Source organism: Streptomyces sp. 8N616 (assembly GCF_052246385.1).
Lineage (GTDB): Bacteria > Actinomycetota > Actinomycetes > Streptomycetales > Streptomycetaceae > Streptomyces.
Map to the genome: position 1 here is coordinate 170458 of NZ_JBQQBY010000008.1, position 13168 is coordinate 183625.

General features: G+C 71.3%; 13 protein-coding genes. 6 read left to right on the top strand and 7 right to left on the bottom strand.

Annotated features, from left to right (window positions below; all coding sequences use genetic code 11):
- The 3 genes from fabG to ACTWQC_RS10055 all read right to left on the bottom strand — a co-directional run bounded on the left by fabG (window position 1) and on the right by ACTWQC_RS10055 (window position 2158).
- A complete protein-coding gene (fabG, locus tag ACTWQC_RS10045) occupies window positions 1-762 on the bottom strand; it encodes a 3-oxoacyl-ACP reductase FabG (RefSeq protein ID WP_443315239.1) in 762 nt (253 codons plus the stop codon).
- Window positions 763-941: 179 nt separating this feature from the next.
- Window positions 942-1337, bottom strand: a complete 396-nt coding sequence (locus ACTWQC_RS10050) for a DUF3037 domain-containing protein (RefSeq protein ID WP_443315240.1) — start codon at window positions 1335-1337, stop codon at window positions 942-944.
- Complete coding sequence (locus ACTWQC_RS10055) at window positions 1334-2158, bottom strand: HipA family kinase (RefSeq protein ID WP_443315241.1); 825 nt, start codon at window positions 2156-2158, stop codon at window positions 1334-1336. Before ACTWQC_RS10055 ends, ACTWQC_RS10050 begins: the two co-directional genes overlap by 4 nt.
- 57 nt (window positions 2159-2215) lie before the next feature.
- On the opposite strand from ACTWQC_RS10055, the gene ACTWQC_RS10060 reads away from it, so the two are divergent.
- A complete protein-coding gene (locus ACTWQC_RS10060) occupies window positions 2216-4435 on the top strand; it encodes a prolyl oligopeptidase family serine peptidase (RefSeq protein ID WP_443315242.1) in 2220 nt (739 codons plus the stop codon).
- An 81-nt stretch (window positions 4436-4516) separates the two neighbouring features.
- The gene (locus ACTWQC_RS10065; protein ID WP_443315243.1) at window positions 4517-4999 is read left to right on the top strand and encodes a Rieske (2Fe-2S) protein; all 483 of its coding nucleotides are present in this window, start codon (window positions 4517-4519) and stop codon (window positions 4997-4999) included.
- Window positions 5000-5071: 72 nt separating this feature from the next.
- Here the strand turns inward: ACTWQC_RS10065 and ACTWQC_RS10070 are convergent, their stop codons facing one another.
- Window positions 5072-5716: a cysteine hydrolase gene (locus ACTWQC_RS10070; RefSeq protein ID WP_443315244.1), complete on the bottom strand. Its 645-nt coding sequence runs from the start codon at window positions 5714-5716 to the stop codon at window positions 5072-5074.
- Between the two features lie 143 nt (window positions 5717-5859).
- Here ACTWQC_RS10070 and ACTWQC_RS10075 point away from each other — a divergent pair, with 143 nt between their 5' ends.
- Window positions 5860-6327: a pyridoxamine 5'-phosphate oxidase family protein gene (locus tag ACTWQC_RS10075; RefSeq protein WP_443315245.1), complete on the top strand. Its 468-nt coding sequence runs from the start codon at window positions 5860-5862 to the stop codon at window positions 6325-6327.
- A 64-nt stretch (window positions 6328-6391) separates the two neighbouring features.
- Here the strand turns inward: ACTWQC_RS10075 and ACTWQC_RS10080 are convergent, their stop codons facing one another.
- The 3 genes from ACTWQC_RS10080 to ACTWQC_RS10090 all read right to left on the bottom strand — a co-directional run bounded on the left by ACTWQC_RS10080 (window position 6392) and on the right by ACTWQC_RS10090 (window position 9855).
- Window positions 6392-7297: a LysR family transcriptional regulator gene (locus tag ACTWQC_RS10080; protein ID WP_443315246.1), complete on the bottom strand. Its 906-nt coding sequence runs from the start codon at window positions 7295-7297 to the stop codon at window positions 6392-6394.
- A gap of 127 nt (window positions 7298-7424) precedes the next feature.
- Window positions 7425-8540 (bottom strand): GNAT family N-acetyltransferase, encoded by a 1116-nt coding sequence (locus tag ACTWQC_RS10085; protein WP_443315290.1) that lies wholly within the window; start codon window positions 8538-8540, stop codon window positions 7425-7427.
- Entirely contained in the window at window positions 8533-9855 is a 1323-nt protein-coding gene (locus ACTWQC_RS10090; RefSeq protein WP_443315247.1) for an ATP-grasp domain-containing protein, read from the bottom strand. Before ACTWQC_RS10090 ends, ACTWQC_RS10085 begins: the two co-directional genes overlap by 8 nt.
- Before the next feature lie 287 nt (window positions 9856-10142).
- On the opposite strand from ACTWQC_RS10090, the gene ACTWQC_RS10095 reads away from it, so the two are divergent.
- From ACTWQC_RS10095 to ACTWQC_RS10105, 3 genes are all read left to right on the top strand, one after another.
- Window positions 10143-11405 carry an MFS transporter gene (locus ACTWQC_RS10095; protein ID WP_443315248.1) on the top strand — a complete coding sequence of 421 codons (1263 nt, stop codon included), beginning with the start codon at window positions 10143-10145 and terminating at the stop codon, window positions 11403-11405.
- Entirely contained in the window at window positions 11406-12260 is an 855-nt protein-coding gene (locus ACTWQC_RS10100) for an alpha/beta fold hydrolase (protein ID WP_443315249.1), read from the top strand.
- Window positions 12261-12437: 177 nt separating this feature from the next.
- A complete protein-coding gene (locus tag ACTWQC_RS10105) occupies window positions 12438-13163 on the top strand; it encodes a class I SAM-dependent methyltransferase (protein WP_443315250.1) in 726 nt (241 codons plus the stop codon).
- Window positions 13164-13168: the final 5 nt, after the last annotated feature.

Sequence of the window (13168 nt, forward strand, 5' to 3'; positions counted from 1 at the left end):
TCAGTTGAGCGGGCCGCCGGCGACGTACATGACCTGGCCGGAGACGAAGCCCGCCTGATCGCCCGTGAAGAAGGCGATGGCGTTGGCGACGTCCTCCGGCTTGCCCGCGCGCTGGACGGGGATCTGACTGGCGGCGGCCGCCTGGAACTCCTCGAAGTCCATGCCCACGCGGGCGGCGGTCGCGGCGGTCATGTCGGTGACGATGAAGCCGGGGGCCACGGCGTTGGCTGTGATGCCGAACTTGCCCAGCTCCTTGGCGAGGGTCTTGGTGAAGCCCTGCAGACCGGCCTTGGCGGCCGCGTAGTTGACCTGGCCGCGGTTGCCGAGCGCCGAGCTGCTCGACAGATTGACCACCCGGCCGAACCCGGCGTCCACCATGTGCTTCTGGCACGCGCGCGTGACCAGGAACGCGCCCTTGAGGTGCACGTTCATGACCGTGTCCCAGTCGGACTCGCTCATCTTGAACAGCAGGTTGTCGCGCAGCACGCCCGCGTTGTTGACGAGGACCGTGGGCGCGCCCAGCTCCTCGGCCACGCGCGCGACCGCGGCTTCGACCTGGGCGCCGTCGGAGACGTCGCAGCCGACGGCGATGGCCTTGCCGCCCGCCGCCGTGATCTTCTCCACGGTCTCCTTGCAGGCCGCCTCGTCGAGGTCGAGTACGGCTACGGCGCGGCCTTCCTCGGCCAGGCGTACGGCGGTGGCGGCGCCGATGCCTCGGGCTCCGCCCGTCACGATCGCGACGCGCTGCTCGGTGGTGGACATGCGGGTTCTCCTCGGCTCGGATGAAGTGAGCAACCGCTTAGTAGGTCGGTCGACGAAACGCTAGAAGCAGCGGCACCCGGTGTCAACGGCCCATACCCACCGACGGCGCATGTCACATGCAGTTCGGCGGTCGGCCGGCCCGGTGGACCGGGGCGTGGCGGACGCCCGCCCACACCGTGCTAGCGCACGAGCAGGTCGAGCAGCCGCTCCGCCTCGGCCTCCGGGTCGGTGGTCAGTCCCGTGTGCACCGGGCCCGGCTGGACGACCGTACTGCGCGGCGCGATCAACCAGCGGAAGCGCCGCCCCGCGTCTTCGCCGGCCGCCGCACCGGCCTCGTCCCCGCCGTGGCACAGGCCCTCGACGGCGTGCAGCGCGGCTCGTACGCCCGCCACATCCGCCGAGGGGTCCAGGGCCAGCAGGCGCTCCTCGTCGAGGTGGGTGCGGGCGATCACGGACGACCGCGCGCGGCAGTACACCACCACGCCCGCGTTGATCTGCTCGCCGCGCTCGACCCGCGGGACGACGCGCAGCACGGCGTACTCGAAGACATCGCGTCCCTTGTGGAGCCCGGTCACTTCGCGGCCTTTCCGTCGACCCGGACGCGCAGCCACTCCGGCGCCTGCGAGGGCTTCTCCGCGCGGCGCGGCCCGAGTGTGATCCGGGTGTGGATCGTGGCCGCGCGCTCCGCCAGCGCCTCGGCGTAGGCCCGGCGCACCGCGTCGGGACTGTCGAAGCCCGGCTCGTCGGTGAGCCACGCGTCGGGGACGTCGGCCACGGCCTCGGCCAGCAGGTCGTCGGTGACCTGCGGTGCCAGTTCCGTGGCAGCGGCGTCGAGGTCGGGGCCGAAGGAGGCCAGCACGTGGTCGGAGGCGTCGTACGGCTTGGCGGCCGCGGTGCGGGCCGTCGGCCAGTTGTGGTGCCAGATCATGCTGGCGCCGTGGTCGATGAGCCAGAGCCTCCCGTGCCAGACCAGCAGGTTGGGGTTGCGCCACGAGCGGTCGACATTGTTGATCAGCGCGTCGAACCAGATCACGCGCCCCGCCTCCGCGGAGCCGACCTCGAAGGCGAGCGGGTCGAAGCCGAGCGAGCCGGGGAGGTAGTCCATCCCGAGGTTGAGGCCGCCGCTGGCCTTCAGCAGCTCCTGCACCTCCTGGTCGGGCTCGCCGAGCCCGATGACCGGGTCGAGCTGGATCTGTACGAGGTCGGGCACGCGCAGCCCGAGACGGCGGCCGAGCCGGCCGCAGATCACTTCGGCCACGAGGGTCTTGCGGCCCTGGCCCGCGCCGGTGAACTTCATGACGTAGGTGCCGAGATCGTCGGCCTCGACGATGCCCGGCAGTGAACCGCCCTCCCGCAAGGGCGTGACATAGCGGGTGGCGGTGACTTCGGGAAGCATTCCCCCAGGTTAGAGGGCGCTGTTCCCACGATCGGACAGGCCTGTCAGAGTCCCCGCATGGACGCAGCCACGGACACCGCCACGGACGCCGCCGGAGACTCCGCCCCGGACACCGCCGCTTTCCCGGAGAGCCCCGAGTTCCCCGAGTTTCCCCGCCAGTTGGCCCGCACCCGCCGCTTCTCCCTCGGAGTCCCCCGGCAGTTCACCGTCTCCCCCGACGGCCGCCGGGTGCTCTTCCTGCGGACCGGCGGCGGCTCCGACCCGGTGAGCCGGCTGTGGCTCAGGGAGGAGGACGGCGCGGAGCGGGTCCTCGCCGAACCGCCCGGCCCGCGCTCCGCCCGCGACGCCGTACCGGAAGAGGAGCGGTTCCGGCGCGAGCGGGCGAGGGAGCAGGCCGAGGGCGTGGTGGCGTACGCGACCGACCCCGGGGTGCGCATCGCCGCCTTCGCGCTGGGCGGTGCGCTCTGGGTGGTACGGACGGGTGGCGGCGCGCCGTTCGCGGTCCGCACGCCGGGTCCTGTGGTCGATCCGCGCCCTTCCCCCGACGGCCAGTCGGTCGCCTATGTCACGGCGGGCGCGCTGCACGTGGTGGACCTCGAGGGGAACGACCGGCTGCTCGCCGCCCCTGAAGGCCCCGAGGTGACGTACGGGCTGCCGGATTACGTGGCGGCCGAGTCCGGGCGGCTGCGCGGATTCTGGTGGGCGCCCGACGGCACCGCGCTGCTCGCCGCCCGCGTCGACACCTCGCAGGTCCAGCGGTGGTACATCGCCGATCCGGCCAATCCGCACCTGCCGCCGCGCTCGGTCCCGTACCCGGCGGCGGGCACCCCCAATGCGGAGGTCTCGCTGCACGTCCTCTCCCTCGAGGAGCGCAGGACCGCCGTGGAAGTGGGATGGGACCGGGCGGCCTTCGAGTACCTCGTCGGCACCCACTGGGACGCCCACGGTCCGCTGGTCACCGTGCAGAGCCGCGATCAGCGGACCGTACGCGTCCTCGCCGCGGACCCGGCCTCCGGGGCGACGCGGCTCCTCCACGAGCAGCGGGATGCGGCCTGGGTGGAGCCGATGCCCGGGACCCCGGCCCGTACGGCGTCCGGCGCCCTCGTGCACGCGGAGGAGCAGGACGGCACCCGGAAGCTGCGCATCGGCGCGGAGGTCCGCACCCCGCCCGGGCTCCAGGTGCGCGAGGTGCTCGCCGTCGAGGGCGAGCGGGTGCTGTTCACGGCGAGCGACGAGCCCACCGAGACGCACGTGTGGTCGTACGAGCCCGGGGACGGCTGCGTCCGGCTCAGTGAAGGCCCCGGCCTGCACACCGCCGCGGCCGGCGGCGGCACGGTCGTCCTGGACAGCCGTACGCCCGGCGGCCACCGCACGACCGTGCTCCGCGGGGGGCGCCCGCATCAGCGGCCGGCGCCGCGGGCGGACGGCGACGGCATCGGCTCGCTCGCCGAGGAGCCCGCCGTCACCCCGCGGCCCGCCTTCCTGAGCCTGGGCGACCGCGGCCTGCGCTGCGCCCTGTATCTGCCGTCCTGGTACGAGCCCGGGTCCGGGACGCTGCCGGTGCTGCTCGACCCGTACGGCGGCCCGGCCATGCAGGTCGTCGTCCGCGCCCGCACCTGGTTCTCGTGCGTGTCGCAGTGGTTCGCCGAGCAGGGCTTCGCCGTGCTGGTGGCCGACGGGCGCGGTACGCCGGGCCGGAGCCCCGAGTGGGAGAAGGCGGTCCGCGGCGACGCCCTCGGCCCCGCCCTTGAGGACCAGGTCGAGGCGCTGCACGCGGCAGCGGACCGATTCCGGGACCTGGATCTGGGCCGGGTGGCGATCCGCGGCTGGTCGTACGGCGGCTATCTCGCGGCGGGCGCGGTGCTGCGCCGCCCCGACGTCTTCCACGCGGCGGTCGCGGGCGCGGCCCCGGCCGACCCGTGGCTGTACGAGACCCATTGGAAGGAGCGCTACCTGGGCCACCCGGATGAGGAGCCGGAGAACTACGAGCGGTCCTCGCTGATCGCGGACGCGCCCCGGCTCAGCCGACCGCTGCTGCTCGTCCACGGCCTGGCGGACGACAACGTCGTCGTGGCGCACAGCCTGCGGCTGTCCGCGGCGCTGCTGGCCGCGGGTCGGCCGCACTCCGTACTGCCGCTGCCCGGGATCTCGCACCTGGTGGCCCAGGAGGATGTGACCGAGAATCTCCTCCTCTTCCAGATCGCTTTCTTGCGGAAGTCGCTCGGAATCGAAAGACATCTGAACACCGGAGCGCCGCGCTCCGTACAGATCGACTGAACCGGCCGTACGGTGGCACGTGGGCCGGATCAGGGAAGACGCCCAGCAGCGAAGCCCAGCAGCAAAGGGGACGTAAGCACCATGACGGGAACTCAGGGGACGGGGCGGTCCACGAGCCGCCGCACCGTGGTCGCCGCGGCCGGCGCCACCTGTCTCGCCGCCGCGCTCGCCGCGTGCGGCGACTCGGGCGAGGACTCCGGCGGCGACGCGCAGCAGCAGCCGTCCGGGGGCGACGCCTCCGCGCCCGAGTCCGGCGGAAGCAGCGGGGGCGGCGGAGGCGCCGTACTCGGGCAGGCCGCCGACATCCCGGTGGGCGGCGGGAAGGTCTTCAAGGATCAGAAGGTCGTGGTGACGCAGCCGACGGAGGGCGAGTTCAAGGCGTACGCCGCCCTCTGCACCCACCAGGGCGCCCTGTTGAACGAGGTGGCCGACGGCACGATCAACTGCCCCCTGCACCACAGCCAGTTCGCCATCGCGGACGGCAGCGTGAAGAAGGGACCGGCCACGCAGCCGCTGCCCGGGGCGAAGGTCACCGTCGACGGCGACTCGATCAAGCTGGGCTGACCTCCGGGCCAGGCTGGAGCCCGGCCGGACCCCCGCACCTCGCGGGACCTCGCGCGACCTCGCGGGTTCCCCTCAGCGAGGTCGGTGTGGCCGCTTCCAGCAGGCCAGGACCTCGTCGGTCGCGGTGACCGTCGCGACCAGGGCGAGGGTGTGCCGGACCATCGCGGGCGTGTACTCGGGGGGTACGCCCGCGATGGCGTCGGCCGGCACCACGGCGGCGTAGCCGAGGTTGACCGCGTCGAAGACGGCATTGGGAATCGCCACGTTCGCCGACACCCCGGTGACGATGAGCGTGCGGCAGCCGAGGTTGCGGAGCAGGGCGTCCACGTCGGTTCCCGCGATCGGAGAGAGGCCGTGCAGGCGCCGCACGATCAGATCCTCGTCCGCGACCGGGACGGGGTCCGCGATCCGCACGGCCGTCGAGCCGGACAGCTGCTGTACGGGCAGGCGCTCGGCGGCCCGGAAGAGGCGCGCGTTGCGGTTGGCGCCGCGCCCGTCGGGGCGGCGCTCGGCCACGGCGTGCAGCACCTGGACACCGGCGTCGTGGGCGGCGGCTACCAGCCGGGCGACGTTGGTGAGCGCGCCGGAAGAGCGGGCCTCCTGGGCGAGCTCGGGCAGGGCGCTGTCGGGACCGACCACGCCCCGCTGGCACTCCACGGTGAGCAGCGCGGTGGCCGCCGGGTCGAGCAGTTCGCCGAGCCGTTCCTGCGCACCCATACGTCTCCCTCGCCCGCCCTCACCCGCCCGCGTCCGTGTCCCCGCAGCGCGCGACGCTAGCCTCCATTGCGCTCCGGCGGAAGACCACCCATGATTTCTTGACGTACCGTCAGAATGCTTGGGGACAGGGGAGGTGGACGGTTGTGGCCGTCACACAGCGCCGGGGCCGCCGGATCATGATGACCGGGGAGGAGCTGAACGCCTTCCTGGCCGGGCAGCGGACCTGCCGCGTGGCCACGGTGGACGAGGAGGGCAGGCCGCACGTCAGCCCGCTCTGGTTCGCCTGGGACGGCACGTCGCTGTGGCTGTACTCCATCACCCGCAGCCGCCGCTGGGCACAGCTGCGCAGCGATCCGCGCATCGCGGTGGTGGTCGACGACGGGCACGAGTACGGGGAGCTGCGGGGCGCCGAGCTGTCCGGCACCGGTGTCTTCGTGGGCGAGGCACCGCGCACCGGCGAGCCGTGCCCGGACCTGGAGGCCCCGGAGCGGCTGTTCGCGGCCAAGTACTTCGGGATGGACCGGATGCCGCACGACGGCCGCCACGCCTGGCTGCGCCTCACCCCGGACTCGGTCGCCTCCTGGGACTTCCGCAAGATCCCGCAGGGCTGAGGGGGGCGGACGGGGCTCAGCGGCGGGCGCGGACGGCGCCGAGGAGCGCAAGCGGCGGGGCCGCTCAGCCCTCCACGGTCAGCGCGGCCTTGCGCAGCGCGTCCACGGCGGCCCGGATGGAGGGGCGGCGGTCCGCGTCCGCGCGCCACACGGCGTAGATGTGCCGCCGCATCGTGGACCTGACGGGCACCACACGCACCTTGTCGGGCACAGGACCGCGGCCCAGGCGTGGCGCGACGGTTACCCCGAACCCGGCACCGACCAGCGTCAGCTGCGTGTGGTGCTCCTCCGCCGTATGCGTGATGCGTGGCTCGACTCCCTTGCTGCGCAGGGTGAACATGAGCCAGTCGTGGCAGAACTCACCCTTCGGCCAGGAGATCCACTCGTCGTCCGCGAACTCCTCGAGATCGACCTCGGTCCGGTCGGCGAGCGGATGGTCGGCGGGCATGGCGACGTCCGCGGGGTCGTCGAGCAGGGGCGCCTTGGCGAGCCCGTCGGGCAGGGAGAGCGGTCTGTTGTACCAGTCGAGGACGACGGCCAGGTCGATGTCGCCCCGCACCAGACGCGGCAGCGACTCGTCGGGCTCGAGCTCCTGCAGCCGGACCCGCAGCTGCGGGTGGTCGGCGCGCAGGACGGCCATGGCTCCCGGGAAGAGGCCGCGCACGGAGGTGGGGAAGGCGCCGAGCAGCAGCTCGCCCACCGCCTGCCCGCGGTGCGCCTCGAGGTCCGACTGGGCCAGCTCGACCTGGGAGATGATGCGCGACGCGTGCTCGGCGAGCAGCCGGCCGGCGTCGGTGAGCCGGATGCCGCGGCCGTTCTTGGCGAGCAGCTGCTGCCCCGCCTCGCGCTCCAGCTTGGCCAGCTGCTGCGAGACGGCCGAGGTCGTGACATGCAGCCCTTCGGCGGCGGCGCTGACCGAGCCGTGGCGCGCCACGGCATCCAGGGTGCGGAGGCGGTCGAGGTTCAACATGTTAAGGGATTCTAAGCGATGACCCTCATGCGACCTCGCCTTTCCTACGAGGTTCCGCCGGGGTCGGCCCGCAGGCCTGCGCTCCGCTCCAGCGCCACGCTGGAGTTGATCATGTTCGGCACGGCCGTCACCCGGGACCGAGGGGTGCCAGCCCGTCGAGAGCGGCCTTCGCCCGATCCGAGAGCGGCTTCAGGCTGAGGACCTGCGGCATGGCTTCGGTACCCCGCAGGAGCTTGGCCTCGTCCGCGCTGATGCCGTACTCGAGCACCGTCGTCTCCGGACTCGAGCAGGCGTACGCGATGGGCAGGTGGTAGCCCACCACGGAGTACATGGGCAGGCCACGACCGATCTCGTAGTCGAATCCGGCATGGAATCCGTACAGCCGGTTCTCGTGGTGCAGCCACATGGTCATCGCGAAGACCTGTCCCCCGAGTTCCGCCGTGAACACGGAGGCCCGCAGGTTCTTGGCGATCGCCGTGAACCAGCTGGTGAGCTGCTCCGGAGAGGACAGTTGTCCGTACTTGCGCTCGAGATTGTGGGCCAGCGCGGCGATCCGCTCCACGTTGGAGTCGTCGAGCGGGGTGTGGTCGGTCGTCACTCCCGCCTGCTCGAACTGGCGCAGCTCCTTCCGTATGCGGACCCTGCGGCGCGAGGGCAGGGCGGCCAGGTACGCGTCGTGGCTCGGGTGGTCGCAGTCGAAGATGTGCCGTGCGGGTGCCGGGAGTTCCAGGAATCCGGCCTCCCTCAGGTCCGAACGCAGTCCGCTGTCGGCCGCGTTGACGTAGGGGAAGAAGACCGAGGCGCTGCCCCACTCCTGCCCGGTGCTGATGGCCCGCGCGATGAGTTCGCGGCGCGCCGTGGCGGCGGCTTCGACCGGCGTACCGGGGGCGGTGAGGACGGTCGAGTTGAACCAGCCGCCGCACATCAGGGAGGGGAGCAGGGCGCCGGCCAGCTCGGCATCGGTCAGGCCGTCCGCCTCGGGAAGGGCGCGCACCATCTTGTCGACGCGGCAGGTGTCGTCGTCGACCGTGAGGTCGAACTGCTGGAGGGTGACTCCCGCGGTGAGGCGGTCGCCGTCGCCCGCGACGAGACACGCGTTGGCCGCGGGGACCCAGGGCCCGGAGGCATCCCGTTCCACGGCGAGCCACTGGGGGGTGCAGAACAGGTCGGCCGAGCCGCACAGATCGGCCCAGGGAGTCAGCTCCCCGGCTGTGGCGAGTGACAGCAGCCTGATGTCATGCATCGTCACTGCCCGGCTCCATCTGCAGGGCGTCGGCGAACCAGGCGTTGACCGAGGCCAGTTGTGTCCGGGCGGTCGCCTCGCTCGGCGCGCGTACGAGGGCCTTGGCCACGAGGAGGTGCGACCCCTGGCTCATGTCGCCGATGACGTCACCGGGCTCCGCCCACAGCTGGCCCTGCACCACGCCGGGCCTGGCCTCGATGGCTTCGCGGGACGGCAGGCTCCGGATACGGCCCGGGGGCGCCGCGAGATTCGCCCATCCGAAGGAGTCCTTCAGGGGTTCGCGGACGCTCCGCGCGGCGGGCGAGGGTACGTCAAGGACGGCCGCGGCCCACTCGTCGTAGAGATCGGTGCCGTACTTGCCGCGGACGGCTTCCAGGATCATTCCACCGCCTATGCGCCCCGCGCACTCGCTGAAGGTCAGGGCGCCGTCGGCGTGGAAGGCCTCCAGGTGGAAGACGCCGTCGGCGTGGCCGAGGGCGGCGAGCACGCGCTCGGTCTGCCGGACGGCGCCGTCGACGAGTTCCCGCTCCGCGTCCTCGTCGAGCGTCGCGGAGGCGATGAGGCTGCCCTGGTGGACCTCGACGACGTTGTGCAGGTACCGGCTGACCGAGGCGAGCAGCACGGCGCCGTCGCGTACCACGCCGTCGATGTGCAACTCCTCGCCCCGGACGAACTCTTCGACCAGCCAGGGGCCGGCGGCGGTGCCGACCTCTCGCGCGAAGGCGTCCAGCGCGCCTGCGCCGACCTTCCCGTCCCTGACGTCCTCGTCCTTGACGGCCTCCCCGTCCCTGACGACGCGGGTGTGCTGGGAGCCTGCGCCGGCCGGCGGCTTGATCACGAATGGGGTGCCGACCTCACCGGACCGCACGGCCTCCGCGACCGCGCCGAGGTCGGGGAAGCGCGCGCACTCGGCGGTCGGGATGCCCGCCTGACGCACCAACCGCTTCTGAAAGGCCTTGTCGCGCAGAGACAGCGCACCGGAGACCGAAGTCGCGTGCTCGCCGCCGAGGTTGCTGAGCACCGCCGCTGCGACGATCGCGAACTCGTCCTCGGAGCACACGGTCCAGAACCCGTCAGGGGCAAGGCGCAGATGGGCCAGCGCCCCCAGCACATCCTCCGTATGCGTGTGGTCGCGGGCCACCGCCAACGTTCCCTCGAAGCCCTCTTGGGCCGGCTTGACGCGGTCGGACGACGAGACGACGCACGTCACCCGGGCGCCGAGTCTCTGCAGCGCCTCGACGGCTTCCCGCTGCCAGCCCAGGTAAAGGATGTCGAGATCAACGCTGTCCAGGCGTCGTGAGGCCTTCTCGGTCACAGCGCCCCTCCCCCTTTGGAACTCATGCATGAGTTCAAGAATCAACTTCGCAGCGCGTCGGATTGACCGCGGAAGAGGCTTCCATAGATCCTCTGCCCGTGGCAACATTGGCGGCCGATTGGGAAAAGCGTCACTGTCATCTTCAGGACAATGTCCCCATCAGGACATTGTCCGCTTGAGGACATTGTCATCTTCAGGACACGGGGGAGCAAGCGTGGTGCAATTTCGTTGGTCGAGCATTGTCGATGACCGGTTGACTCGCGGGTGAACGCCGCACAATGACACCGATGCCGCAGGACTTACAGGACTCGGAAACTCCGGTCGTCACCTACAGACAAGTCCTCACGAGTCGCAACGTCCCGCAACTGCTGCTGGCCGCATCTCTGTCCAGGCTGGCGCACGGTATGTTGCTGTTCGTCATCGTGCTCTATGCGATAGCCGAGTTCGACTCCGCCTCCGTCGCAGGCATGAGCGGGTTCTTTCTGACTCTCCCGGGGTTCCTTGTGAGCCCCATCGCCGGTGCCGTACTGGACCGGTTCGGAGCGTTGCGCGCGGTCGCACTCGACACGGCCGCGAGCGCCGTGTTCATCGGTGGCATCGCCGTCTTCTCCCTGGCGGAGAAACTGACTCCCGTCGTTCTCTACGTGCTGCTGACCCTGTTCTCACTGACCAGCCCGCTGACCGACGGCGGAATCCGGACCCTGTTCCCCCAGTTCGTGCCGGATGCCGCGTACGACCGGGCGAACGCCCTTGACCTGAGCACCTACTCGGTGATCGAGGTGGGTGGGCCGCTGGTCGCCGGAACTCTGTTCGCGGGCGTCGGCGCCAACCCCACACTGCTCACCGTGGCGGCCATGTACGCGCTGGCCGGGCTGAGCCTCGCCCTTCTGCGCGGCGGCTCCGTCCCCGCGCGGGGGCCCGCACAGCCGGGCGAGCAGCGGCAGCACCTGCTGCGCTCGGCGTGGGAGGGCATCAGGTATCTGCTGCGCAACGCCACGCTGCGCGGCCTCGCGGCCTCCTACTCCCTGTTCCAGGTCTCGTACGGGATGCTGGTCCTCATCGTGCCGGTCGCGATCGCGAAGTGGGTCACGGACGACGGGAGTTCGTCGGGCCGCTATGTCGGTCTGATGTGGGCGATCGCAGGCCTGTGCGGAGGGCTGGGCGCGCTGGTGGCCGGGAAGCTCGTACGGTCCGGGGTGGAGCGCCGCTACATGGTGGGCGCGACCGTGCTGGCCGCGGTCGCGATCTTCCCCGTCAGCGCGCTGGGTTCGGTCGTCGCGCTCGGCGCCGGCCTGGCCGCGTTCGGCCTGATGGAGGGGACGGTCAACGTCAGCCTGCTCTCGCTCCGGCAGCGGCGTACGGACCCCGGCTGGCTGGGCCGCATCATGACCGTCTCCATCAGCGTCAATCTGATCGGCTTTCCGATCGGAACCGCGGCGGGCGGATTCCTGGTGGGTGCCACGACACCCGAGCGGGCGCTCGCGACCGCGGCGGCGCTCACCCTGGCTTCCGCGGTCTGCGCCCGCCTTCTCGTCCCCCGGGAGGCCTGAATGGTGCTGCGACTGGCCGACACGAGGTGGGGCAGCGGTCCTTTGCTGGTGTGCCACCCCGGTGGTCCCGGGATGCATCCCGGCTACCTGGAGCCGTTGACCGCCCTGGCCGGCGGCCACACCGTCGCGGTGGTGCACCCGCGCGGCACGGGCGGCAGCCCGCGGCCCGGTGATCCCGGCGCATACTCGTTGAGCGAGTACGCGGGCGACCTGGTGGCCTGGATCGAGAGGGAGGCCGGAGGGGAGCCCGTCGATCTTCTGGGCCACTCGCACGGCGGAGTGGTCGCCTCGCTCGCCGCCGCACGTCACCCGCGTCTCGTACGGCGCCTGGTGCTGCTGGCGACGCCCGCTTACGGCGGCGACGAGGCCGAGGAGATGGCACAGGACTTCCAGCGCGTGCGGCGGTCCGAGCCCGAGGTGGCGGAGGCCCTGGCGATCCTGGAGGCCCAGGGGGACGCGTATCCGTCCGGCGACGCCGCTCTCGGGCGGCTGATCGCGAGCGTCATCCCGCTCTGGGTGGGCCCGATGTCGGAGCGCACGAGAGCCTGGCAGTCGCAGCTCGCCCGGTGGCCGGCGAATGTCGACGCGCTTCGCTACTTCAATGAATCGGTATTCCCTTCGCTGGACGAAGCGATGAGCCATGCCGACGAGGTGCGCTGTCCCACTCTGGCCGTCGGCGGGGAACTGGACGGCTGGGCGGGCCCGAGTCATCTCGAGCGGCTCGCGCGGTCCTTCGGAAATTGCCGCACCGAAGTCGTCGCCGGCTCAGGGCACATGTGCCATGCCGACGCCACCGAGGCCGTAGTGACGGCGATCGGCGGATTCCTGCGGAGCGGCGTCGAAATGCAGGTATGATCTCAAGGAAACCGGGGGACGGGGCACGTGTGAGCGGCAGATATTCGTAGGCTTCGCTGCGCATTTCATCGACTGCCGAAGCTGATTTCTTCTTCATGGTGAGCGTGGCCCCCGTGTGCCCGTTTGGGCTGTGGGCGACGGCGTTCCGACCGCAATGAGAAAGCGAAAGGAAGCAAGTTGAGCGAGCAGGACTGGGAAGAACAGGATTCCAGCGAATTCATCGAGCTCGGTGAGTACTTCGTCCCCGAGCGCCAGGTGCAGATGGACGTCGTGACCTCCCTCATTCCCGAGCCGCAGAATCCGGCCGAGTTCCTGGATCTGTGTTGCGGCCAGGGAAGGCTGAGCGAGGCGCTGCTCAAGGCCTTTCCGCAGGCCACCGTGGTGGGCCTGGACCTCAGCCGCACCATGCTCGACACCGCGCGACGCGAGCTGTCCGCCTACGAGTCCCGGTTCCGGACCGAGCAGTTCGACCTCGCCGGGAAGGACTGGCGCACGCGCGACGAGGCCCCGGCCGCCGTGGTCTCCTCGCTGGCCATCCACCACCTGGACGGGGACGGCAAGCGCGAACTCTTCCGCGATGTGTTCGCCATGCTGCGCCCCGGCGGGGTCCTGGTGATCGCGGACTTGATCCAGCCGGTCGGCGAGCGCGGTGTGGCACTCGCGCGCCGGATGTGGAACGAGGCCGTCAAGGCCCAGAGCCTCGTCGGCACCGGGACCACGGAACCGTACGAGAAGTTTCACGCCCTCGAGTGGAGCTGCTACGAGTACCCGGACGACCTCGACAAGCCGTCCCCACTCTTCGACCAACTCGGCTGGCTGCGCGACGCGGGATTCAACGAAGTCGATCTCTACTGGATGAAAGCGGGCCACGCCGTCTACGGCGGCGTGAAGCCCGGGGAGTGAGGAGA